Below are 24,446 nucleotides of genomic sequence, written 5' to 3'. Positions count from 1 at the left end.
TCGTGGAATCCGAGGAGTTCCTGCTGGTCCGCGACCTGCTTCGGTCCTTCGCGACCCGGCACCGGATGGGTTCGGCCGACGAGGTGAAGCCGGCCGCCCGGACAGCGGCGCAGCAGGCGCTCGAAGCGTTGGGGCTCACCGAGCTGCGCGCCACGACACCGCCGGTCGCCACCGTCCAGGAGTGCGCACTGCTCGCCGAGGAGCACGGCCGACAGCCGCTGACCACGTCCCTGCTGGGCACGGTGCTGCTGGCGCCGGAGGTGACACGCCTCCTGGCCGACGGCTCCGGTGCGGGCGCGGTCCCCCCGCGCGCGGTCCCCACGATCGCCCTCGCCCCGGACCTCCGCTTCCCCGGGCCCGCGCCCTCCCGACTCGTCGCCTGGGACTGCGAGGGCGCGGACGGCGCCCTGTGCGTGGACGCCCAGGGCACGGTGACCCGGGCCGAGTCGGGATCCTCCGCCCCGACCGCCGACCTGCTGCGCAGTGTGCGGACGGCGCACCCCGGCCCCGTCGTCGGGCGGCTGAGCCCGCGGGCTCACCAGCACTGGCAGGCGTACGCCCTGGTGATCGTGGCGAGTGAACTCGTCGGCGCGGCCCGGGCGTTCGTCGAGCTCAGCGTCGACTACGCCCGCGAGCGCCGTCAGTACGGGCGGCCGATCGGCTCCTTCCAGGCGGTACAGCACCTGCTCGCCGACGCGACGGCCCTGGTGGAGGCCTGTACGAGCGCCACCCGGTACGCCGCCTGGTGCGTGGACCACGAGCCGCCCGGCCGGGCGCTCACCGCCGCCCGGGTCGCGAAGGCGGAGGCCGACGTGTCGACGGTGGAGGCGGTGTACGCGGGCATGCAGGTGTTCGGCGGGATCGCCCAGACCTGGGAGCACGTGGCCCACCTGTACCTCCGCAAGGTCCTGCTGGGCGCGACCGTCCTGGCGACCACGGCCGACCTGCTGCCCACCCTGGCCGAGCCGGAACCCGACCTGGCGGAGCAGGAACCCGACCTGACGGAGCCGCAGCCCGCCGCCGCGGAGCCGGAGGCCGCACGATGACCCCTGCCATGGACACGCCCCTCGACTTCGGGGACCCCGCCGACCTGGAGAAACTGCGCCGGGACTTCCGCGCCTGGCTGGCCGAGCACCCGTTGCCGGAACGCCTCCCGGACGAGCCGGTCCCCGTCTTCCTGCACCGCTGGCACCGCCTGCTGCACTCCGGCGGCTGGGTCGGCCTCGACGTGCCCGAGGAGTACGGCGGACGGGGTCTGACGCCACTCCACCAGGTCGCGGTGAGCGACGAGTTGGGGGCGCGCGGCGCTCCCGGCGTGCCCCGGATCGGCTATCTCGCCCACGCCCTGCTGGAGTTCGCCTCGCCGGACCAGCGCCGTCGGCTGCTCCCGCGCATGCTGGCCGGCGACGACGTGTGGTGCCAGGGCTTCAGCGAACCGGGCGCGGGCTCCGACCTCGCCGGCATGACCACGTACGCCGAGCGCGGCGACGACGGCAGCGGCAGCGGCAGCGGCAGCGGCAGCGGCGGGCACTACACCGTGCGCGGCCAGAAGCTCTGGACCAGCTACGCCCAGTACTCCACCTACTGCCTGCTGCTGGCCCGCACCGACCGCACCGCTCCCCGGCACGCGTCGATCTCCGCCTTCGTCCTGCCCCTCGACCGGCCCGGCGTGACCGTGCGCCCGCTGCGGGCGGCCGGCGGCGACGACGAGTTCTGCGAGCTGTTCCTGGACGACGTACGGCTGGCGGAGTCGGAGCGGATCGGGGCCGAGGGGGACGGCTGGGCGCTGGCGATGACGACGGTGTCGTACGAGCGCAACGCGCTGGACACCGGGCATCTGTCGAAGTACGGGCTGCTGGTGGAGCGACTGCGGCGCACCGCGAGCGAGCGGCGCGGGGAGCTGCCGGACGGGCTGCTGTCGGAGATCGGGCGGTGTTTCGTGGACTACGAGGTGCTCGTCGCGCACGCCCGCCGCCGCACCGCCGAGCGGCTCGCCGGGCAGGTCGCCGGCCCGGCGTCGTCCGTCGACAAGCTGCTGATGACCCGGGCCGAACAGCGCTTGTACGAGACGGCGTTGAAGGTCTTCCCGGAGGAGCTGCACGGGCCGGGCGGGGACGTCTTCTCCGAGTATCTCTACTCACGGGCCGCCTCCGTCTACGGCGGTACGTCCCAGATCCAGCGGAACATCATCGCGGGTCGCCTGCTGCGCCTGCCGAACGGAGCCGACTGATGCCCCACGACCAGGAGTTCCAGAGCATCCCGAACGTCATCAGGCTCGCCGCGCGCCGGTTCGGGGACGCTCCGGCCCTCCTCGACCGCGACGAACAACGCCTGAGTTTCACGGAGTTGGAGGAGCTGATGCTCCGGTCCGTGCGATCGGCGGTCGCTCTCGGCATCGGGCCGGGCGACCGGGTCGGTCTGTGCGCACCGAACTCGGCGGAGTGGATCGTCGCGGCGCTCGGCATCCAGGGCGCGGGGGGAGTCGTCGTACCGCTCAACACCCGCTTCAAAGCAGGGGAGATCTCCTACATCCTGCGCAAGTCCGGGGCGAAGGCCCTGTTCGCGGCCGCGTCCTTCCTCGGCGCCGACTACATCGCCGATCTCGAGGCGAGCGACCCCGACCTGCCCGCGCTGCGGCGCACCGTCTCGGTGCTCGGCCCGCGCGGATCGGCCGACCTGGCCTGGAGCGAATTCCTCGACCTGGCAGGCGAGTCGGACGAGTCAGCGGCGCATGCGGCGATCGACCGGCTCACCCCGGACGACGTCTCCGACGTGATGTTCACCTCCGGCACCACCGGCCACCCCAAGGGCGTGATCCTCACGCACGGGCAGTCGCTGCGCGCCTACGGCTGGATGTCCGAGGAGTACACCTTCCGCGCCTCGGACACGTTCCTGGTCGTCCCGCCGTTCTTCCACTGCTTCGGCTACAAGGCGGGCTGGCTCGCGTCCTTCATGCACGGGGTGACGGTCATCCCCATGCCGGTCTTCGACGCCGGGCGCGCGCTGGAGATCATCGAGCGGGAGCGGGTGAGCATTCTCCTCGGCCCGCCCACCATCTTCCACGACCTGCTCCACCACCCCGAGCGCCCCGGCCGCGACCTCACCTCCCTGCGCGTGTCCATGACCGGCGGCACGACGATCCCGGAGTCGCTGATCCGCGCGATGAAGAAGGAGCTGTCCTTCGACATCGTCCTGAGCGCCTACGGGCTCACCGAGTCGTCGGCCCTCGTCACGACGACCCGCCTCGGGGACACGGAGGAGACGGTGGCCCGCACCACCGGCCGTCCCATCCCCGACGTGGAGGTCCGCATCGCCGAGGGCGGAGAGGCGGGAGTCGCGGAGAAGGGCGTCGGGGAGATCCTGGTGCGCGGCTACAACGTCACCAGCGGTTACTGGGACGATCCCGGGGCCACGGCCGAGGCGATCGACGCCGAGGGCTGGCTGCACACCGGGGACGTCGGGCACGTCGACGCGGCCGGCAACCTGGCGATCGTCGACCGCAAGAAGGAGCTGTACATCGTCGGAGGGTTCAACGCCTATCCGGCCGAGATCGAGAAACTGCTGCTCGGCTACGAGCCGATAGCGCAGGTCGCGGTCATCGGCGTGCCCGACGAGCGGCTCGGGGAGGTGGGCTGCGCCTTCGTCGTCCCGCGCCCCGGAGCCGAGGTCACCGAGGCGGCCCTGATCGCCTGGGCCCGGGAGCACATGGCCAACTTCAAGGTCCCGCGCCATGTCCGTATCGCGGACCGGCTGCCGCGCAACGCGAGCCAGAAAGTGCTCAAGCACGAGCTGCGCGCCCGGTTCGGGAGCCGCTGACATGGAGGCGGACGCAACCAGCGGGACGGACGGGCCCCTCGCGGGGATCACGGTCGTGGCGCTCGAACAGGCCGTGTCGGCGCCCATGTGCACCCGCACGCTGGGGGACTTCGGGGCCCGGGTCGTCAAGGTGGAGAACCCGCGCGGCGGTGACTTCGCCCGGCACTACGACGATGTCGTGGGCGGTCTCGGCGCGCACTTCGTGTGGCTGAACCGGGGCAAGGAGTCGGTCGCCCTGGACCTCAAGTCGCAGGCGGGGATGGACATCCTGCTGCGGCTCCTGGACCGCGCCGACGTGCTCGTCTCCAACCTGTCCCCCGGAACGACGGCGAAACTCGGCGTCTGTCCGGCCGACTTGGCGGTGAGCCACCCGGGTCTGCTCGCCGTCGAGATCGACGGCTACGGTGCCGGCGGCCCGCTCTCCCACAAACGCGCCTACGACCTGCTGGCCCAGGCCGAGTCGGGGGCGTGCGCGGTGACGGGCCGGCCCGGGCAGCCGGCCAAGCCGGGGCCGCCGGTGGCCGACGTGTGCAGCGGGTTGTACGGGGCCCTGTCGGTGATGGCGCTGCTGCACGGCAAGGGGCGCGGACAGGACGTCCCGGCCTCGGTCGCGGTGAGCCTGTTCGACACCATGACCGAGCTGATGGGATACCCGCTGACCTACACCCGGCACTCGGGCGTCGAGCAGCAGCCGCTGGGCATGAGTTCGCCGGCGGTGTCGCCGTACGGGGCGTATGCGACGGCCGACGGGCAGACGGTCGTGCTCGGCACGACGAACGACCGGGAGTGGGACCGGCTCGCCCGTGACCTGCTGGGGCGGCCCGACCTCGCGGAGGACGACCGGTTCCGGTCGAACGCCGGGCGGGTCGAGCACCGGGCCGTGCTGGACGCCGAGATCGGCGCGTGGTGCGCGCGGCACGCGCTGGCGGAGGTCCAGGACCGGGCGGACGTCGCCGGCATCGGCAACGCCCGCTACAACACGCCACGCGAGGTCCTCGTCCATCCGCAGCTCGCCGCCCGCGACCGCTGGCGGGAGATCGACACGCCGTCCGGGCCGGTCCCGGCGCTGCTGCCGCCTCCGGTGCTCGACGGCTACGACCCGCCGATGGGCGCGGTGCCCGCGCTGGGGCAGCACACGGACGCCGTGCTCGCCGAACTCGGCCTGTCCGCAGGGGAGATCGACACACTGCGCAGACAGGGAGCGGTGCGGTGACGGGACTGCTGACGCAGGACGCCGACGGAGTGCGCACCCTCACGCTCAACCGCCCGCACCGCAGGAACGCCCTCGACGCCGAGCTGTGGGAGGCGCTGCGGGCGGCCCTCGTCGAGGCGGGGGACGACCGGAGCGTGCGGGCCGTGGTGCTCACGGGGGCGGGCGGCGCGTTCTGTTCCGGCGCGGACATCCGCAAGGGCGTCGGCGAGGCGGCCCATCCCCTGTACCGGATACGGCCGTTGACCGATGTGGCGCTGCTGCTGCACGAGCTGCCGGTGCCGACGGTGGCCAAGGTGACCGGGGTGGCGGTGGGCGCCGGCTGGAACCTGGCGCTGGGCTGCGACCTGGTCGTCGCGACCCCCGAGTCGACGTTCTCGCAGATCTTCGTGCGCCGCGGCCTGTCCCCGGACCTCGGGGGCTCCTGGCTGCTGCCGAAGCTCGTCGGTCTCCAGCAGGCCAAGCGGCTGGCGCTGCTCGCGGAGGTCGTCGACGCGGCGGAGGCCGAGCGCCTCGGCCTGGTCACCTGGGTGGTGGACGGGGACAAGGTGGACGCCTTCGTCGACGATCTCACCGCGCGGCTGACCGCCGGGCCCCCGGTCGCGCTCGCGCAGACCAAGGCCCTCCTCAACGAGGGCGTCGACCGCTCCCTGCGGGAGGCGCTCGCGAGCGAGGCGCGGGCGCAGGCGGTCAACTTCGCCTCCACCGACGTCGCGGAGGCGTTCAGCGCGTTCGCGGAGAAACGCCCGCCCGGTTTCACGGGCCGCTGGGCGGTACCCCGCTCCACCACCGGAGCCGGACGATCGGAGGGCACGTGATGCGGGAAGCGGTGATCGTGGCGGCGGTGCGCACGCCGGTCGGCAGGCGCGGCGGAGGGCTGGCGGAGGTGCATCCGGCCGACCTGTCCGCCGCGGTGCTCGCGGCGCTGGCGGAGCGGACCGGGCTCGACCCCGCGGCTGTGGACGATGTGATCTGGGGGTGCGTCTCCCAGGTGGGCGACCAGTCGAGCAACATCGGCCGGTACGCGGTGCTGGCGGCGGGCTGGCCGGAGAGCGTGCCGGGGACGACCGTCAACCGGGCCTGCGGGTCGAGTCAGCAGGCGCTGGAGTTCGCCGTGCAGTCGGTGCTGTCCGGGCAGCACGACCTCGTGGTGGCGGGCGGGGTCGAGGTCATGAGCCGGGTGCCGCTGGGCTCCGCCAAGGGAGGCGGAACACCGTACGGGCCGGGAGCCCTGGCTCGCTACCAGGGCTTCTCCTTCAACCAGGGCGTCTCCGCGGAGTTGATCGCGCGGAAGTGGGGGTTCACGCGGACCCGGCTCGACGCGTTCGCGGCGCTCTCGCACGAGCGGGCTGCGGCCGCGCAGGACGCGGAAGCCTTCGAGGCGGAGATCGTGCCCGTGGCGGGCGTCGCGGCGGACGAGGGGATCCGGCGGGGTACGGGTGTCGAGACGCTGGCCCGCCTCAAGCCGTCCTTCGAGGAGGACGGGGTGATCCATGCCGGCAACGCCTCCCAGATCTCCGACGGGGCGGCCGCCCTGCTCGTCACCACCCCCGACAAGGCGCGGGAGTTGGGGCTCTCCGCGCTCGTGCGGTACCGGGCAGGGGCGGTGGTCGGCTCCGATCCGGTACTGATGCTCACCGGCCCGATCCCGGCGACCGAGAAGGTGCTGCGGAAGGCCGGGGTGGGGCTGTCGGAGGTCGGGGTGTTCGAGGTGAACGAGGCCTTCGCTCCGGTGCCGTTGGCCTGGCTGGCCGAGACCGGCGCCGCCCCGGAGCGGCTCAACCCGCTCGGCGGGGCCATCGCCCTCGGCCATCCGCTGGGCGCCTCCGGAGCCGTCCTGATGACCCGCATGATCCATCACATGCGCGCACACGGGATCCGCTACGGCCTCCAGACCATGTGCGAGGGCGGCGGCACCGCGAACGCCACGCTCGTCGAACTGGCCGACTGAGAGGAGGAGTTGTGCGCCGAGATCTGTTCACCGCCGACCACGAGGCGTTCCGGTCCCTGGTCAGGGACGTCGTGGCGAAGGAGGTGGTGCCGCACTACGCCGACTGGGAGAAGGCCGGCCGGGTACCCCGCTCGTTCTTCGAACAGCTCGGCTCCCTTGGCCTGTTGGGGATGGCGGTGCCCGCCGAGTACGGCGGCGCGGGCCTGCCCGACTACCGGTACAACGTGGTGCTCCAGGAGGAGGCGTACCGGGCGCTGGTCACGCTGGGCACGGTACGCACCCAACTCGATGTGGTGCTCCCCTACTTCCTCGCCTACGCCGACGCCGGACAGCGGGAGCGCTGGTTCCCCGGCCTGGCCGCCGGGAAGCTGCTCACCGCCGTCGCGATGACCGAGCCGGGCACCGGCTCCGATCTCGCCGGGATCCGTACGACCGCCGTGCGGGACGGCGACGCGTATGTGCTGAACGGGGCGAAGACGTTCATCACCGGCGGGCTGCTGGCCGATCTGGTGATCGTCGTGGCGCGGACGTCGTCCGATCCCGACGACCGGCGGGCGGGCCTGACGCTGCTCGTGGTCGAGGACGGCATGCCCGGGTTCACCCGCGGGCGCGTGCTGGACAAGCTGGGCATCAAGGTGCAGGACACGGTCGAGCTGGCCTTCGACGACGTCCGGGTGCCGGTGGCCAACCGGCTCGGCGAGGAGGGCGCGGCGTTCTCCTACCTCGGCCACAACCTTCCGCAGGAGCGGATGACGGTCGCGGTCGGGTCGGTGGCGCAGACCAGGGCGGCGCTCGACACCACGGTCGCCTACGTCAAGGAACGCCAGGCGTTCGGCCGGACGGTCGCCTCCTTCCAGAACACCAAGTTCGAACTGGCCGCCGTGTCAGTGGAGTTGGAGGCCGCGCAGACGATGCTCGACCGGGCCGTCCTGGAACTGGTGGAGGGACGGCTCTCCGGCTCCGACGCGGCGAGGGTGAAGCTGTTCTGCACCGAGGTCCAGGCCCGGGCCGTCGACCGGTGTCTTCAACTCTTCGGCGGTTACGGCTACATGCTGGAGTACCCGATCGCCCGGCTGTACGCGGACGCCCGCATCACCCGTATCTACGCCGGGACGAGCGAGGTCATGAAGGTCATCATCGCCAAGTCGCTGGGGTTGTGAGGAGCTGAGGTTGTGAGGAGCTGGAGTTGTCAGGAGCTGGAGTTGTGAGGAGGAGGTCGTGAGGAACATGGAGGACTTCTCCGCACGTCAGGGTGTCGCGTTCGTGGCGGGCGGCACCGGCGGGATCGGCGCGGCCGTCGTACGGATGCTGGCCGCGCGCGGCAGCGCGGTGGCGTTCACCTACCGGGCCAGCCTGCGGGCGGCGCGGGCTCTGCTGGAGGAGGTGAAGGCGGTCGCGGCGCTGCCGCTCGACCTCACCGACGAGACGGCGACGGCCCGGGCGGTGACCGAGACAGCCGAGGCGTACGGCGGCATCCACACGCTCGTGTACGCGGCCGGGCCGCATGTGCCGATGCGACATCTGAGCCGGGTGTCGCCCAGCGAGTACCGGGCCCAACTCGAGGCGGACGCGGTGGGGTTCTTCAACCTCGTGCATCCCGCGCTGCCCGTGCTGCGCGAGAGCCGGGGCAGCGTGGTCGCCGTGACCACCGTCGCCACCCGCCGCTTCCCGGTGCGCGACGGACTGTCCTCGGGGGCGAAGGGAGCGGTCGAGGCGGTCGCCCGCGCGCTGGCCGCCGAGGAGGGGCGCTACGGGGTCCGCGTCAACTGCGTCGCGCCCGGCATGCTCACCGACGGCATCGCGGGCCGACTGATCGAGTCCGGCGAACTGGACGACGACGCCCTCGCCGTCACCCGGCGCAACATCCCGCTGCGCCGGTTCGGGGCGGCGACCGACATCGCGGAGGCGGTGTCCTTCCTCGCCTCGGACCGGGCCGGGTTCATCACGGGGCAGGCGCTGGGGGTGGACGGCGGCTACAGCGTGTGACGGTGTCACTGCCGGTGAAGCACCCGGCCGCCGACACAGGCGGCCCGTACGACGTCGGCGGACAGCGCGTCGAGCGCCTCGCGCAGGGGCACGTGCAGCAGGCACAGATCGGCGACGGCGCCGACCGCCAGCTCCCTGATGACCGACGGTCGTTCGGGGCGGCCGAGGAACATGCGCAACGCGGCCCCGGGCGGGACGGCCTCCCCGTCGTCGCGCTCCGCCGCCGCCCGCATCACCGCCCAGGGGTCATGGGTGCCGTACGGCGCGTCCGTTCCCGCGGCGACCGGGACGCCCGCCTCGGCCAGGCTGCGGCAGCGGTAGAGGTGCGGCCGGTCGTCGGGGTCCACGTCGGCGGCGTAGGCGTGGGCGCGTTCCACGGGGAAGTGCGGCTGGGTCACCACGGTCACGCCGAGCCGCCGGATCCAGTCGATCGTCTCCGCCGGGATGACGGCCCCGTGCTCGATCCGGTCGCCGTCGACCGGACCGGCCTCGTCCAGCGCGAGCAGCGTCACGAGCAGCTGAACCCTCGTCACGCAGTGCACGGCGACCGGCCGGGGGCGCAACTCCTCGACGGTGGCGGCGAGTTCGGCCGGGGTGGGGAGGGTGGGGTCGTCGAGCATGAGCTTCACCGGCGGGTCGACGCCCATCACGAGCAGTCGCTGGGGCAGCACCGACAGGGTCTGCGCGAGGCCCTGCCCGGGGTGCGGGTCGGCGTTGGTGAACCCCGTGACGCCGAGGCGGGCCGCGCGCCGCCCGACCCCGTCGAGGTCGAGACGCAGGGGCGGGACCAGGTACCGCAGCCGCTCGTCCTCCCGCCAGAAACACCCGTCGCGGTGGCCGCTGCCGCTGTCCCTGCCGCTTTCGCCTCCGTCGAGGTCGAGGCCCGTCGCGTGCAGGGCGGCGCTGTTCAGGAACCACATCGCGCCGCTGCGGTGCTGGACGCGCACCGGCCGGTCGGGGACCACGGCGTCCAGCGCCCACCGGTCGAGCTCCCCGGCGACGCTCTCGTGGTAGCCGACGGCCCGGACCCACTCCCCCGGGGCCCCGCCGCGCAACGCCGCCACGAACCCCGCGCGGCCGTGCACATCGGCGGGTCCGACCCGCACCGAGGCCGACTCCGCCGCCAGCGCGGCCAGGTGGACGTGGTGGTCGTGCAGGCCCGGCAGCAGCGCGCCGCCCCGCCCGTCCACGTCGGCCGGCCCGGCCAGTCCCCGCCCGATCTCCGCGATCCGCCCGTCCTCGACCCGGACGTCGACACGGCCGCGCCCGGCCACCTCCGCGTCCCGGATCAGCACGGCCGCCCCCGGGTCGGCACGGGCCTCACCGCGAGCCCGCCCCGGCGAGCGCAGCCGCGCAGGCGGTCATGGACACGCACAGGAGTTCTCCGCCTCCGGCGGCCAGGGAGCGGGCGGCCGCGTGGGCGGCGAACAGGCCGGTGACGGGGTCGGCGAGGGCGTCGCCGAGGAACACCGGGTCGCCGTGCCGATCACGGCCGGTCAGTCCGGCGGCCACGGCCGCGTCGTCGCCGAAGGCGATCCGGTCGTCGTCGCGGCCGTACCCGGTGATGCTGACCCAGACGCGTCCGGGGCGGGCGGCGAGGAAGCGTTCGGCTCGGATCCCGAGCCGGCGCAGGGCCCTCGGCCGGGACGCCTCTATGACGAGGTCCGCCTCGTCGACGAGGGCTGCGAGCGCCCCGGTGGCGAAGTCGAGGACGCGGCTCTCGTGCCCGTCGTGCAGCCACCGGTAGAAGTCGGGATGCCCGGAGCGGGCCCCGTCGGGCCGGGCTATGCTCTCCGCCTTCACCACGCGGGCCCCCGCCAGGCCCAGCAGACGTGCGCAGAGGGGGCCCGCCCACAGCGCGGAGAGGTCGACGACGCGGAGGCCGGGCAGCGGGCGCACGAGTGGCTCGCCGTGGCGTTCCGCGCGCACCGCAGGCCGGTCGGCCCCGGCCGAGCCGAGCGCGGCGGCGGGGATGCCCAACAGCTGGGCCTGTTCGGCGAGTTGCCGTGCCCCGACACCTCCCGCCGCCGTTGTCAGGTCGCCGCCCTCGGCCCCGAGCAGGGCCAGCAGGGCGGGCAGGGCGGCCGTGTCGTCGGGGCGGGCGAGGTTGACGGCGGCCCAGCCGTCGGCGGTGGCGAGCAGTCGGCAGGAGCCGCCCGCGGAGACGCGTCCCGGCAGTGGGAGACCGGCCAGCCGGGCCCGCAGGAACAGGGCGGTGGGCAGGTCGACGGGGACGCCGGTGAGGGCGGTGAAGTCGCGCACGGTCGCGGCGAGGGGGCCGAGTCGCGCCGCCACGGTCTCCGTCCAACGATCTTCGAACGACCGACGATCTTCGAACGACCGACGACCTTCCAACGTAAGCCGTTCTTCCAACGCAAGACGGTCTTCGGGCATCCGGCGGTCTTCGAGCATCCGAGCGTGCTCGAGAGCGGCGTTCTTCATGATGTGAACACCCTTCTCTACGCAGGTGAAGAAAGATTACACTCCGGTGGTCATGGAGCCGCCGTTCCTGCTGGTCGACCTCGACCGCACCGCAGAGCCGGAGCCGCCCCCGCCCCCGGCCGCGGCGGACCGCGTCCTGGTGGGAGTGGCGGCCGAACCGTGTCCCGTCTCCGGGCAGTTCGACGTTCTCCTCACTCCCGTCCCCGATCCGCCGCGGCCATGGGTGGGGTGCACGGATCCGTACGCCGCCGCCCGCGACCTGCGCCGGACCGTCACCCGACAGCCGGCCGCCGCCGTCGCGCTGGTGCAGGTGCTGCGCATGGGCGCGGCTCTCGGCCCGGCGGAGCGGCTGGTCGTCGAGTCCCTCGCCTACTCGGCCCTCCAGGGCGGCACGGGCTTTCGCACCTGGCTGGCGGCCGCCCGGCCGCGCACCTCGCGCCCGGCCGCCGAACCGGTGCGGCTGCGCCGGGACGGCGAGCTGCTGACCGTCACTCTGAACCGGCCCTGGGTGCGCAACGCGTTCGACGCCGCCACCCGCGACGCGCTCTGCGAGGCGCTGGAGGTCGCCGTGGCGGATCCGTCCGTCGCCCGTGTCGACCTGCGCGGCGCGGGGCCGGTGTTCTGCAGCGGGGGCGATCTGGCCGAGTTCGGCATGTCCCGCGACCCCGCAAAGGCGCACCGGGTGCGCGTGGCGCGCAGTCCGGCGGCGCTGCTCCAGCGGTGCGCGGCGAAGGTGACCGCGCATCTGCACGGGGCCTGTGTGGGTGCGGGCATCGAGCTGGCGGCGTTCGCGGGACGGGTTTCGGCCACGCCTGACACGACGGTCCGACTGCCCGAGATCGGGATGGGTCTGATCCCGGGCGCGGGCGGCACGGCGAGCCTTCCGGTGCGCATCGGCCGTGAACGCACCGCCTGGCTGGCCCTGTCCGGGGTCCCGCTCACCGCGCGGGAGGCGGTCGGCTGGGGGCTGGTGGACCAGGTCGAAGGCAGGGAGTGACTACGCAGTCAAGCCGGTCGACGACCTCCCGAGGACCGGCTTGACTACGTAGTCATTCCAGTTTTCGCGGCAGCCCGGCCCACGTCAAGACCCGTCTCGCGGGACGGCCGGAAGCCGGGAAGGTTGCCGCGTGGACAAGCCTTTCCCGGTCACTCCACGGCGGTCACACAGAATTTTCCTCACCGTCCGCGCGATGCCGGGAATGCGGGTCCCGAGTCGGACATGCGGTCTAAAGGAACCCATTTCCTGCGGTCGTTCACGTTTCCACAATGTGAGTGGAGAGTGAACGAGAGTGCCCGCGAAAGGAATTCATCCGATTTCCTACGCCCTGGCCCTCTGCCCGCGACTGACCGAATCGTTGCGGCTGGATACCGGCCGATCGTTCGAACGTTGACCAGTGAGTAACAAGCGCACTACCTTTCAACGCGTTTCGAGCACGCGCTTTAGAACGGCGTTCCGCGGTGGACCACTCGACCCCTCCCCCCGGAATCCGGTGAGCCGCCATTGCTGTCCCGAACTCCCCACCGTGCTGTCTGACCCTTGATTCGGAGAATCATGACGTCCGCTGTGCGTTCCGAGGACATGATCATCGGCATCACACCTTTCGGCGAACCCGACGCCGGGCTCGCCCTCGCGATCGGCCGGGCCGGCGGGTCAGGCGTGCTCGACCTCGGGTCCGGCGACCGAAGAACCCGGGAGGCCCTCTCCCGCCTGCGCCGCGCGTCTCCCGGCGCCTTCGGCGTCCGGGTCGGCGCACACTGCCGGCTCGCCCCCGCCGACCTGGAGCCCTACGCCCCGCACACCGTGGTCCTCACGACGGCGGCAGCCGCATCGGCTGCCGCAACACCCTGGCCGATCGCCGAGCTCGCGGCGCGCTACCGGGTCCTCGTGGAGGTCACCGACCTGGCGGGCGCGCGGGACGCGATAGGCGCCGGGGCGCACGGCCTGATCGCCCGGGGCGCCGAGTCCGGCGGCCGGGTCGGCGACCTGAACACCTTCGTCCTGCTCCAGCAGCTTCTCGCCGCACCCGAGGTGAGCGTGCCGGTGTGGGCGTGCGGCGGCATCGGCCCGCGCACGACCGCCGCCGCGGTGGCCGGCGGCGCGGCCGGGGTCGTCCTGGACAGCCAGCTCGCGCTGCTCGCCGAGTCGGCGCTGCCCGAGTCCGCCGCCGCGGCGCTGCGCACCCTGGACGGCTCGGAGACCGTCGTCCTGGCCGGTCACCGGGTCCTGCTCCGGCGGGGCCCGGACGCCCCGCGGATCGCCGAGGGCGCCGGACCGGAGGCGGTGGCGGCGCTGCTGGGCGCGCAGGATCCCCGCACCCAGCTGCTCCCGGTGGGCCAGGACGGCTTCCTCGCCGCCCGGTTCGCCGAGCGCTGGGGCGATGTACGGCGGACCGTGCGCGGGCTGCGGGAGGCGGCCCTGGACGCCCTGCGCGACGACACGGCCGGACGGGCGCTGCGGGCCCCGTCGCCGATGAGCCGGGCGCTCGGCACCCGACTCCCCGTCGCGCAGGGGCCGATGACCCGCGTGAGCGACGGCCCCGCGTTCGCCGCGGCGGTGGCGGCGGACGGCGCGCTGCCGTTCCTCGCGCTGGCGCTGGCGGACGGCGCGCGGACGCGGACGATGCTGGCCGAGACCCGGGACGCGGTCGCCGGCCGCCCCTGGGGCGTGGGCGTTCTCGGCTTCGCGCCGGAGGACGTGCGCACGGCCCAGCTGGAGGCCGTACGAGAGCTGCGGCCGACGCACGCGATCATCGCGGGCGGACGGCCGTCCCAGGCACAGGCGTTGGAACGGGACGGCATCCGCACCTTCCTGCACGTGCCGTCGCCGGGCCTGCTGCGGCAGTTCCTGGAGGCCGGGGCGCGCCGGTTCGTGTTCGAGGGCTCGGAGTGCGGCGGACACGTCGGACCGCGAGCCTCCTTTCCGCTCTGGGAAGCCCAACTCGCCGTCCTGGACGACTTCCTGGCGGGCCGCGGGGCAGACGACGTCGAGGTGTTCTTCGCGGGCGGCGTCCACGACGGGCGGTCGGCCGCGATGGTCGCCGCGCTCGCCGCGCCGCTCACCGCTCGCGGAGCGGCCGTCGGCGTGCTGATGGGCACCGCCTACCTGTTCACCGAGGAGGCGGTGGCGCACGGCGCGATCCAGCCGCTCTTCCAACGGCAGGTCATGGACGCCGAGCGCACCACGCTCCTGGAGTCGGCGCCGGGTCATGCCACGCGTTGCGTGCCCAGCCCGTTCGCCGCCGACTACCGTGGCGAGGAAGCCCGGTTACGCGCCGAGGGCGTCCCGGACCGGCGGATCTGGGAGGAGCTGGAGCGGCTCAACGTCGGCCGGCTGCGCCTCGCCAGCAAGGGGACGACCCGGGACGCCGACGGGGCTCTCGCCGCGGTCGACGAGCAACGCCAGCTCGCCGAGGGAATGTTCATGGCCGGTGAGGTGGCCGTGCTGCGCTCGGCGACCACCACGGTCGCGGCGCTCCACGAGTCCGTGACGACGGGCGCGGACGAGCATCTCTGCGCACGCGCCGCCGAGTTGGGTCTGCCGGACGAGGTGCGGGAGCCGGTCGCGCCCGCCCCGCTCGACATCGCCGTCGTCGGCATGGCGTGCATGTTCCCGCAGGCGCCCGACCTGCCTGCCTTCTGGGCGAACGTCGTCGGGGGCGTGGACGCGGTCGGCGAGGTCCCGGCCGACCGGTGGGACCCGGCCGTCCACCACGGGGAGTCCACTGCGTCCAAGTGGGGCGGCTTCCTGCCCCGCATCCCGTTCGACCCCCTGCGCTACGGCATCCCGCCGACGTCCCTCGGCAACATCGAGCCGGTGCAGCTGCTGTCCCTGGAGGCGGCCCGGCGCGCCCTGGAGGACGCCGGATACGGCGACGGGGGCCGGGAGTTCGACCGCTCCCGCACCTCCGTGGTGTTCGGTGCGGAGGCGGGCAGCGACCTGTCGAACGCGGCGACGCTACGCGCGGTGCTGCCCTCCTACTACGGGAAGGTCCCGGCGGGCCTGGAGGGCCAGCTCCCGCGGCTCACCGAGGACTCCTTTCCCGGCATGCTCGCCAACGTCATCTCCGGGCGGATCGCCAACCGGCTGGACCTCGGCGGCGCCAACTACACCGTCGACGCCGCCTGCGCCTCCTCGCTGGCCGCGGTGGACGTCGCCTGCAAGGAGCTGGTCGGCGGCACCTCCGACGTGGTGCTGTGCGGCGGCGCCGACCTGCACAACGGCATCAACGACTACGTCCTCTTCTCCTCCGTGCACGCCCTGTCGCCGACCGGCCGCTCCCGCGCCTTCGACGGCTCGGCGGACGGCATCGCGCTCGGCGAAGGCGTGGCCTGCGTCGTCCTCAAGCGGCTCACGGACGCCGAACGCGACGGCGACCGGATCTACGGCGTCATCAAGGGCCTGGGCTCCTCCAGCGACGGCCGCTCCCTCGGGCTGACCGCCCCCAGGCCCGAGGGCCAGCGCTCGGCTCTGGAGCGCGCCTACCGCAACGCGGGCGTCTCCCCGGCCGACGTCGGGCTCGTCGAGGCGCACGGCACCGGGACAGTCGTCGGCGACCGCACCGAACTCGGCATCCTCAGCGAGGTGTTCGGCGAGGCCGGGGCGCGGCCGGGCGGCTGTGTGATCGGCTCGGTGAAGTCGCAGATCGGCCACACCAAGTGCGCCGCCGGACTGGCCGGACTGATCAAGACGGTGCTGGCCCTGCACACCGGTGTCCGGCCGCCCACCCTGCACGTCGAGGCCCCCAACTCGGCCTGGAACGCGGACGACAGCCCCTTCGCCTTCCACGCGGAGGCCCGCCCCTGGGCCACGCCTGCGGAGGAACGGGTCGCGGGAGTCAGCGCGTTCGGCTTCGGCGGGACCAACTTCCATGTGGTGCTCAGCGCTTACGCCGACGGTGTGCCGCCCGTGCGGGGACTGGACGCCTGGCCGGCCGAGCTGTTCGTCTTCCGGGGCCGGGACGAGGCCACGGCCCGCCGCGCGATGGAGGAGCTCCTCAAGGCGGCGGAGGCGGAGGGCAGCCCCTGGCGGCTGCGGGACCTGGCGCTCGCCGCGGCGCGGCGGTCGGACGCCGGCGGCGACCCGGCGCGGCTCGCCGTCGTGGCGACGGACGTGACCGACCTGGTCGAGAAGCTGCGGCAGGCGCTGACCGAACCCACCCGGGAACGCGCGCCGCGAGGCGTCCACCGCGCCGAAGCCGATCAGGAGGGCGCCCCCGGCGAGGCCAAGGTCGCCTTCCTCTTCCCCGGCCAGGGCAGCCAGCGCACCGGCATGCTCGCCGAGCTGTTCGTCGCCCTCCCCGAGCTGCGCCCCTACCTGGAACTCGGCCGCGCCCACGCCGACACCCTCTACCCGCCAGCCGCCTTCGACGACGCCGTACGCGGCCGGCAGCAGGCCGCGCTGACCGACACCCGGGTCGCGCAGCCGGCCCTCGGCATCGCGGGCCTCGCCGCCCACGCCGTGCTCACCGCGGCCGGGGTACGCCCCGACATGGCCGCCGGACACAGCTACGGCGAGCTGGTCGCCCTCTGCGCGGCCGGCGCCCTGACCCCGGAAACGCTGCTGGAACTCAGCGCGGAGCGGGCGACGGCGATCCTCGAAGCCGCCGGGGCAGCCGAAGGCTCGGGCGGTGATCCCGGGACCATGGCCGCCGTCTCGGCGGGCGCGGCGGAGGTGACGCAGGCGCTCAAGACGGCCTCCGCACCGGACTCCGTCGTCGTCGCCAACCGCAACTCGCCCGAGCAGACGGTGATTTCGGGCCCGACGGCCGCCGTCACCGAGGCCGTACGGCTGCTGCGCGAGGCCGGTCTCGGCGCCAAGCGGATCCCCGTCGCCTGCGCCTTCCACAGCCCGCTCGTCGCGGGCGCGGGCGACCGGTTCGCCGCGGCGCTCGGCGAACGCCCGGTGCACGCTCCCGAGTTCCCGGTGTGGTCCAACCGCACCGCCGCCCCCTACCCCGCCGCCGCCGACGCGGTACGGGCCGAGCTCGCCGCCCAGATCGGCGCCCCGGTCGCCTTCGCCGAACAGATCGAGGCGATGTACGAGGCGGGCGCCCGCGTCTTCGTCGAAGCCGGTCCCGGGTCGGTGCTGACCCGGCTGGTCGGTCAGATCCTCGGCGACCGTCCGCACCGCACGGTGGCCTGCGAGCCCCGGCCCGGCGGCGGTCTGCGCGGCTGGCTGGACGCCCTGGCCGCGCTCGCCGTCGCGGGGCTGCCGGTGCGCACCGGGTGGCTGCTGCGCGGCCGGGACGCCGTGGACGCGGTGCGGACCCCCGTGCCGAAGCGGCCCGGCTGGACGGTGGACGGTCAGTTGGTCCGCACCGCCGCCGGCGCACTCCTGCCCGGTGCGCTCGCACCGGCCCGCCGAGTCGTGGAGACCCCCAAGACCCTGGAGACGACTGTGACGACGAACCCCCCGCACGGCGTCCCGTCCGACCACCGGGACGCGATCGTCTCCGAATTCCTGCGCACCAGCCGGGAGATGATCGCCGCCCAACGGGACGTGCTGCTCACCTACTTCGGGTCCACCCCGGGCGCACCGATCGCCTCGCCCGTGGCGGTGACACCGCAGGTGATCCAGGCGGTCCCCCAACTCCCCTCTCCGCAACCGGAGACAGCGGCCCCGGTGCCCGCTTCTGTGGAACCGGCCGGCGCGGTCGACGTCCAGCAGGTCGTCCTGGAGATCATCAGCGAGCGCACCGGCTACCCGATCGACATGATCGAGCCCGACCTCGACCTCGAGGCGGATCTCAGCATCGACTCCATCAAGCGGGCCGAGATCGCGGGCGAGCTGGCCAAGCGCCTCGGCGCCGGGGCCGACGCCGACCTGACCTCGATGGGCGACGACGAGCTGGAGGAGCTGGCGAAGGCGCGTACGGCCGCCGCGGTGACCGACTGGCTCACCGCCCGGCTCGGCGCCCCGGCACCCGTACCGACGACCGGGAAGCCCGCACCTGCCACCGCAGATGCTTCCCACCAGGTCCCGCAGCAGGTCGCACAGCAGGCCCCGCAGACGGTCGTCCTCCAGGAGGTGACGGGCGAGCCGCCCAGGCGGCACGTGCTGCGGCAGGTCCCGCTCGACGAACCCGCCGACGAACCCGCCCCCGCCACCCTGCTCTCCGGCACCCGTTGGATCCTCCTGGGGGACGCTCCCGAGGCCGCCGCCCGTCTGACGGCCCACGGCGCCGACGCCGTCGTCCGCACCCCTGATCACGTCCTCACGGAGGCGGACGGGCCGGTGGACGGCGTGCTGTGTCTCGGAGCCCTCGCCGGTGACGACGACACGCCCGTCCTGCCCGACGCGTTCCCCGTCCTGAAGGCGGCCCTGGCGCGCGGCCCGCGCCGGATCCTCGCCCTCCGGGCGGCCGACGGCGAGACGCCCGACGCCCGGACCGCGGGGCTGCGCGGGCTGTTCCGGACCGTGGCCCGCGAGTACCCGGAGACGGTCGCCCGGGTCGTCGAGCTCGCCGACGCCTCGCCGTCAGCCGTCGCGGACGCCGTGATCGCCGAGGCCGTCGCGCCGGACCGCACCCCGGTCGTGCTGCGCACGGCGGCCGGCCGGCACGGTTTCGAGCTGGTCGAGGCGCCGCTCGGCGCTCTCGGCAGCACCGGCGCCGGACCGGCCGGGGACGGAGCCGCGGAGGCGGCCGCGCTCGGCCTGGACCAGGACTCGGTGGTGCTGCTGGCCGGCGGGGCGCGCGGCATCACCGCGCAGTTCGCCGCCGCGCTCGCCGCCGCGTCCCGCTGCCGGCTGGAACTGCTCGGCCGCACGCCCGCGCCGGAGGGGCCCGAGGACGCGGACACCGCGGCCGCGCACACCCCGGCCGAGCTGCGCGCGGCGCTCGCCGCCCGCGGCGGTACGAAGCCCGCGGAGATCAATCGGGCGGCCGAACTCCTGCTGGCGCAACGGGAGATCACGGCGACCCTGGCCGAACTCGACGCGCTCGGCAGCCGGGCCCGCTACCGCTCGGTCGACTTCCGGGAGCCGGCGGCGGTGCTCCAGGCGGTGAAGGAGATCCACGCCGAACACGGCCGACTCGACGGCGTGGTGCACGCGGCCGGCGTGATCGAGGACCGGCTCGTCGCCGAGAAGAGCGCCGAGTCCTTCCAGCGGGTCTACGGCACGAAGGCGACCGGCGCCGACGCGCTGCTCACCGCGCTGGAGGAACTGCCCGCGGCACCCGCGTTCACCGTGCTGTTCGGCTCGATCTCCGCCGTCCTGGGCAACCGGGGTCAGGTGGACTACGCGGCCGCCAACGACGCGCTGGAGACCCTCGGCGCGGCCTTCGCCGCCCGCACCGGGCGCCGCGCGGTGACCGTGCACTGGGGCCCGTGGGCGCCCTCGGCCGCGCACGCCGGGATGGTCGGGGTGGAGCTGGCCCGCGAGTACGCCCGCCGTGGCATCCGGCTGATCGACCCCGAGGAGGGCACCGCGGCGCTGCTGCGGGAGCTGGCCTGGGGCGAGGAGTCCGCCACCGCGGTCGTCTACACCGCGTCGGGCTGGTGACGAGTTCGGTGACGGTTCGTCAAACTCAGGTGGCCATAGTCGGGATGGCGGTGCTGCTGCCGGGCGCCGCCGATCTGGACGCCTACTGGCGCAACCTGCGCGACGGCGTGGACGCGATCGGCGAAGTGCCGGACGGACGCTGGGACGCCGAGTTCTACCGTCCCGGCACCGCGTCCGAACCGGCCGTCGCCGACCGGGTGTACGCGCGGCGGGGCGGGTTCGTGGACGGACTTGCGGAGGTGGAGGTCACCCGGTTCGGGATCATGCCGAACTCGGTGGCCGGGACCGAGCCCGACCAGCTCATCGCCCTGCACGTGGCCGCGGCCGCCGTCGAGGACGCCGGGGGCATGGACCGCCTCCCCGACCGGGGGCGGGTCGGCGTCGTTCTCGGCCGGGGCGGCTACCTCACCCCCGGTCTCGTCCGACTCGACCAGCGGGTCCGCACCGCGGGCCAACTCGTGCGCACCCTTGGCGAGTTGCTGCCCGACCTGACCGGTGACCAACTCGACCGGGTGCGCACGGCGTTCACCGAACGGCTCGGTCCGGACAGCCCCGAGTCGGCGATCGGCCTGGTGCCCAACCTCGCCGCCTCCCGGGTCGCCAACCGGCTCGACCTGCGGGGGCCGGCGTACACCGTGGACGCGGCCTGCGCCTCGTCGCTGGTCGCCGTGGACCAGGCGGTGGGCGAACTCGCCTCCGGGCGCTGCGACCTGATGCTCGCCGGGGGCGTCCACCACTGCCACGACATCACCCTGTGGAGCGTCTTCTCCCAGCTCCGCGCACTCTCCCCCAGCCAGCGCATCCGGCCCTTCCACCGGGACGCCGACGGGATCCTGATCGGCGAGGGGACGGGCGTCGTCGCCCTCAAGCGGCTGGGCGACGCCGAGCGCGACGGCGACCGGATCTACGCCGTGATCCGGGGCACCGGCGTGGCGAGCGACGGCCGCGCGGCCGGGCTGGTCAACCCCGACCCCGGCGGTCAGGCGCAGGCCGTGCGACAGGCGTGGCGGGCCGCCGGGCTCGACCCCGCCGAGCCCGGCTCGGTCGGTCTGCTGGAGGCGCACGGCACCGCGACCCCGGCGGGCGACGGAGCCGAACTGGCCACGCTGGCCGCGGTGTTCGGCGGACCCGGGGACGGTGAAGCCGTCCTGGGGTCGGTCAAGTCGATGATCGGGCACACCATGCCCGCCGCCGGGGTCGCCGGCCTGGTCAAGGCCGCCCTCGCGGTCCACCACCGCACACTGCTCCCCACGCTGCACTGCGACGACCCGCACCCCGCCCTGGCCCGCACCCGCTTTCGCACCCTGGAGAAGGCGGCCGACTGGGAGAGCGGCGCACGCCGGCCGGTGCGCCGCGCCGCCGTGAACGCGTTCGGGTTCGGCGGGATCAACGCGCACGTGGTGCTGGAGGAGCCGCCGGGCAGGCGGGGCGCCCGCGCGGTCGTGTCGACACCGACGCGCCCGGTCCTGGAAGTCGCCGAACCCGAGCGCGTGTTGCTGCTCGCCGCCGACTCCCCCGCGCGCCTCGCCGCGCTCCTGGACGCCGACGACGACGCCGTGCGGGCCGCAGGACTCGACGCCGCCCACCCGCACCCGGGCGCGGGCCCGGCCCGCCTCGGCATCGTCGACCCGACCGTCAAGCGGCTCGCCCTGGCCCGCCGCGCGGTCGCGGGGCAGCGCGCCTGGCACGGCCGCAGCGACGTCTGGTTCCGGCCGAGCCCTCTGCTGGGCTCCGGTCCGGGCGGCCTCGCGTTCCTTTTCCCGGGTCTGGAGGGCGACTTCACGCCTCACGTCGACGACGTGGCAGCCCACTTCGGTCTGCCCGCCCTTCCGGTCGACACGGGCCGGGCCGGCGATGTCGGCCGCCACGGCTTCGGCGTCGTCGCCGTCGGCCGCCTCCTCGACGCGGCGCTGCGCCGCAGCGGCATCGTGCCGGACGCGGTCGCCGGGCACAGCGTGGGCGAGTGGACGGCGATGGCGGCGGCCGGAATGTACTCCGGGGACGAGGTCGACGCGTTCATGGCCGGCTTCGACCCCGACTCGGTGACGGTCCCCGGGCTGGCCTTCGGCGCGATCGGAGCCTCCGCCGAGCGTGTCCTGGCCGCCCTGCGCGACGAGGGCGGCACCGCGGCCGGACTCGTCCTCTCCCATGACAACGCGCCCGGCCAGTCGATGGTGTGCGGCCCGCAGGCGGCGGTGGAGGACTTCGTGCGGGCCTTCCGCGCCCAGGGCGTGCTCAGCCAGGTGCTGCCCTTCCGGTCCGGCTTCCACACCCCGATGCTGCGCCCCCATCTCGGCCCCATCGAGGAGGCCGCCCACCGGTTCCGGCTGCATCGGCCGCACACCCCTCTCTGGTCGGGGACGACCGCCGCGCCGTTCCCCGAGGACGAGGCGGGGATCCGGGCGCTGTTCGTGCGGCACCTGCTGGAACCCGTCCGCTTCCGGCAGTTGACCGAGGCGCTGTACGCGGCCGGTCACCGGGTGTACGTACAGGTCGGCCCCGGGCAGCTCGGCTCCCTCGTGGGCGACACCCTCGGCGGCCGTGACCACCTGGTCGTCGCCGCCAACTCGCCCCACCGCACGGGCCTCGCCCAACTCCGCCGGGTGGCCACCGCGTTGTGGACGGCGGGAGCGGCGGTGGCACCGGCCCTGGCCTCCCCCACCGATGCCAAGGCGCAACGTCCGCCCGTGCGGCTGGATCTGGGCGGCGCGCTGGTGTCACTCCCGCCGGAGAAGCTGGCCGAACTCCGCAGCGGACTGCGCCCTCGCAACGCGACTGGGAGCTCCTCACCGCTCGACGCCCTCACCGAACGCTCCCCGATCGCCGCCGAGTTGAGCGCGCTGCTGCGTGAGACGGCGGACACGGCCGCGGCCCTGATGAACGCCCCGGCCCCGCCCGCCCCGCTCGCCCCGCGCCGCGCCACCGTCCGTGTCTCCCCCGACACCATGCCGTACCTCATGGACCACTGCTTCTACCCCCAGCGCGTCGGCTGGCCCGACGTCGCCGACCGGTGGCCGGTGGTCCCGGCGACGACGATCGTGCAACTCATCGTGGACACGGCCTGCGAGGCGGCCCCCGGCACCGTGCCGGTCGCCGTGCACGGGGCCCGGTTCGAGGAGTGGCTCACCGCGACCCCGGCCGTCGACGTGCCGGTGACGGCGACCCCCGAGGGCCCCGACCGGCTGGCCGTCTCCTTCGGCCCGCGGGCCCGCGCCACGGTGGAGCTCGCCGCCGCGCACCCCGCCCCGCCCTCCGCCCCCTGGACCACCGACCCCGCGACCGAACGCGCCCCCGACCACACCGCCGCCCAGCTCTACAGCGAGCGCTGGATGTTCCACGGCCCGGCGTTCCAGGGCGTCACGGAACTCACCGCGATCGGCGACCGGCATGTACGCGGGGTCATCACCACCCCGCCGGCGCCCGGGGCGCTGCTGGACAACGTCGGCCAGATCCTCGGCTACTGGATCATGGCGACCCGTACGGAACGGACCGTGGTGTTCCCGGTCGGGATGCGGGAGATGCGCTTCCACGGGCCGCATCCGGCGCCGGGGACCGAGGTGGGCTGCCTGGTGCGGATCACCTCGCTCACCGACACGTTCCTGGAGGCCGACGTCCAGCTCACGGTCGGGGGCGCGGTGTGGGCGGAGCTGTCCGGCTGGCAGGACCGCCGTTTCGACAACGACCCGAAGACCCGGCCCGTCGAGCGCTTTCCCGACCGCAACACGCTGTCCGAGTCCCGGCCGGGCGGCTGGCAACTGCTGCACGAGCGCTGGCCGGACCTGGCCTCCCGTGAGCTGATCATGCGCAACTCCCTCGGCGGGACCGAGCGTTCGGAGTACGCGCAGCACGCGCCGCGCGGGCGCCGGCAGTGGTTGCTGGGCCGGATCGCGGTCAAGGACGCGGTACGGCAGTGGCTGTGGGACCAGGGCGAGGGCCCGGTCTTCCCGGCGGAGCTGCGGGTGCGCAACGACGAGGCGGGCCGCCCGTACGTCACCGGCGTGCACGGCCGCGAACTGCCGCCGCTGGACGTGTCGTTGGCCCACTGCGCGGAGGCGGGAGCGGCGATCGTCCGGCCGCACACGCCGGGCCCCGGTCCGGGGATCGACATCGAGGAGGTCACCGACCGCACCCCGGAGGCCCTCGCCGTCGCCCTCGGCACGGACGAACTGCGGCTGCTGCGCCGGCTGTCGGCGGAGACCGGCGACTCCGAGGCCCTGTGGTTCACCCGCTTCTGGACGGCGAAGGAAGCCGTCGCCAAGGCGGAGGGCACCGGATTCGGCGGCCGGCCACGGGACTTCACCGTGTTCGACGCGACACCGTCCGGCGACCGGCTGACGGTATCGGGCCGCCTGGAACGCGCCTACCCCGTGCACTGCGCACCGGCCGCCAACCCGCCCCGGCTGCCGGACCGCGCCTACGTAGTGGCATGGACGACGGGACACCCGACCGCGAAGGAGCACGACGCCCGATGACCTCTCCCACTCCCCCCATCCCCGTCACCGCCGCCGACACCCCGGTCGCCGCCGACCCGGAGTCCG

General features: G+C 74.3%; 13 protein-coding genes. 11 read left to right on the top strand and 2 right to left on the bottom strand.

Going from position 1 to position 24,446, the window contains the following annotated elements; all coding sequences use genetic code 11:
• Positions 1–2: 2 nt before the first annotated feature.
• From AB0J04_RS25680 to AB0J04_RS25645, 8 genes are all read left to right on the top strand, one after another.
• A complete protein-coding gene (locus tag AB0J04_RS25680; RefSeq protein ID WP_363170892.1) occupies positions 3–1,046 on the top strand; it encodes an acyl-CoA dehydrogenase family protein in 1,044 nt (347 codons plus the stop codon).
• On the top strand, positions 1,043–2,230 hold the full coding sequence (locus AB0J04_RS25675) for an acyl-CoA dehydrogenase family protein (RefSeq protein WP_363170891.1): 1,188 nt from the start codon (positions 1,043–1,045) through the stop codon (positions 2,228–2,230). The genes AB0J04_RS25680 and AB0J04_RS25675 overlap by 4 nt, the downstream gene beginning before the upstream one ends.
• Positions 2,230–3,816, top strand: a complete 1,587-nt coding sequence (locus tag AB0J04_RS25670) for a FadD3 family acyl-CoA ligase (RefSeq protein WP_363170890.1) — start codon at positions 2,230–2,232, stop codon at positions 3,814–3,816. Before AB0J04_RS25675 ends, AB0J04_RS25670 begins: the two co-directional genes overlap by 1 nt.
• Position 3,817: 1 nt before the next feature.
• Complete coding sequence (locus AB0J04_RS25665; protein WP_363170889.1) at positions 3,818–5,029, top strand: CaiB/BaiF CoA-transferase family protein; 1,212 nt, start codon at positions 3,818–3,820, stop codon at positions 5,027–5,029.
• Positions 5,026–5,844: an enoyl-CoA hydratase gene (locus AB0J04_RS25660; protein ID WP_363170888.1), complete on the top strand. Its 819-nt coding sequence runs from the start codon at positions 5,026–5,028 to the stop codon at positions 5,842–5,844. Before AB0J04_RS25665 ends, AB0J04_RS25660 begins: the two co-directional genes overlap by 4 nt.
• A complete protein-coding gene (locus tag AB0J04_RS25655) occupies positions 5,844–6,977 on the top strand; it encodes a thiolase family protein (RefSeq protein WP_363170887.1) in 1,134 nt (377 codons plus the stop codon). Before AB0J04_RS25660 ends, AB0J04_RS25655 begins: the two co-directional genes overlap by 1 nt.
• An 11-nt stretch (positions 6,978–6,988) precedes the next feature.
• Positions 6,989–8,137: an acyl-CoA dehydrogenase family protein gene (locus AB0J04_RS25650; protein ID WP_363170886.1), complete on the top strand. Its 1,149-nt coding sequence runs from the start codon at positions 6,989–6,991 to the stop codon at positions 8,135–8,137.
• 67 nt (positions 8,138–8,204) lie between these two features.
• Positions 8,205–8,963, top strand: coding sequence for an SDR family oxidoreductase (locus AB0J04_RS25645; protein ID WP_363170906.1), 759 nt, complete (start codon positions 8,205–8,207; stop codon positions 8,961–8,963).
• A gap of 5 nt (positions 8,964–8,968) precedes the next feature.
• Here the strand turns inward: AB0J04_RS25645 and AB0J04_RS25640 are convergent, their stop codons facing one another.
• Both AB0J04_RS25640 and AB0J04_RS25635 read right to left on the bottom strand, forming a co-directional pair.
• Positions 8,969–10,258 (bottom strand): amidohydrolase family protein, encoded by a 1,290-nt coding sequence (locus tag AB0J04_RS25640; RefSeq protein ID WP_363170885.1) that lies wholly within the window; start codon positions 10,256–10,258, stop codon positions 8,969–8,971.
• A gap of 25 nt (positions 10,259–10,283) precedes the next feature.
• The gene (locus AB0J04_RS25635; protein ID WP_363170884.1) at positions 10,284–11,258 is read right to left on the bottom strand and encodes a CoA transferase; all 975 of its coding nucleotides are present in this window, start codon (positions 11,256–11,258) and stop codon (positions 10,284–10,286) included.
• A 172-nt stretch (positions 11,259–11,430) separates the two neighbouring features.
• Here AB0J04_RS25635 and AB0J04_RS25630 point away from each other — a divergent pair, with 172 nt between their 5' ends.
• From AB0J04_RS25630 to AB0J04_RS25620, 3 genes are all read left to right on the top strand, one after another.
• Positions 11,431–12,402: an enoyl-CoA hydratase/isomerase family protein gene (locus tag AB0J04_RS25630; protein ID WP_363170883.1), complete on the top strand. Its 972-nt coding sequence runs from the start codon at positions 11,431–11,433 to the stop codon at positions 12,400–12,402.
• Between the two features lie 555 nt (positions 12,403–12,957).
• Positions 12,958–19,908 (top strand): SDR family oxidoreductase, encoded by a 6,951-nt coding sequence (locus tag AB0J04_RS25625; protein ID WP_363170882.1) that lies wholly within the window; start codon positions 12,958–12,960, stop codon positions 19,906–19,908.
• 29 nt (positions 19,909–19,937) lie between these two features.
• Complete coding sequence (locus AB0J04_RS25620) at positions 19,938–24,380, top strand: beta-ketoacyl synthase N-terminal-like domain-containing protein (protein WP_363170881.1); 4,443 nt, start codon at positions 19,938–19,940, stop codon at positions 24,378–24,380.
• Positions 24,381–24,446 lie beyond the last annotated feature (66 nt).

The organism is Streptomyces sp. NPDC050263 (genome assembly GCF_040655955.1).
GTDB lineage: Bacteria > Actinomycetota > Actinomycetes > Streptomycetales > Streptomycetaceae > Streptomyces.
Note: the sequence above shows the minus strand (reverse complement) of the source record. Positions and strands in the feature narration are given on the sequence as shown.

Excerpts from the sequence above, each read along its gene's own strand:
- AB0J04_RS25670 (WP_363170890.1), top strand. The coding sequence starts at position 2,230 with ATGCCCCACGACCAGGAGTTCCAGAGCATCCCGAACGTCATCAGGCTC.
- AB0J04_RS25645 (WP_363170906.1), top strand. The coding sequence starts at position 8,205 with ATGGAGGACTTCTCCGCACGTCAGGGTGTCGCGTTCGTGGCGGGCGGC.
- AB0J04_RS25625 (WP_363170882.1), top strand. The coding sequence starts at position 12,958 with ATGACGTCCGCTGTGCGTTCCGAGGACATGATCATCGGCATCACACCT.
- AB0J04_RS25655 (WP_363170887.1), top strand. The coding sequence starts at position 5,844 with ATGCGGGAAGCGGTGATCGTGGCGGCGGTGCGCACGCCGGTCGGCAGG.
- AB0J04_RS25675 (WP_363170891.1), top strand. The coding sequence starts at position 1,043 with ATGACCCCTGCCATGGACACGCCCCTCGACTTCGGGGACCCCGCCGAC.
- AB0J04_RS25665 (WP_363170889.1), top strand. The coding sequence starts at position 3,818 with ATGGAGGCGGACGCAACCAGCGGGACGGACGGGCCCCTCGCGGGGATC.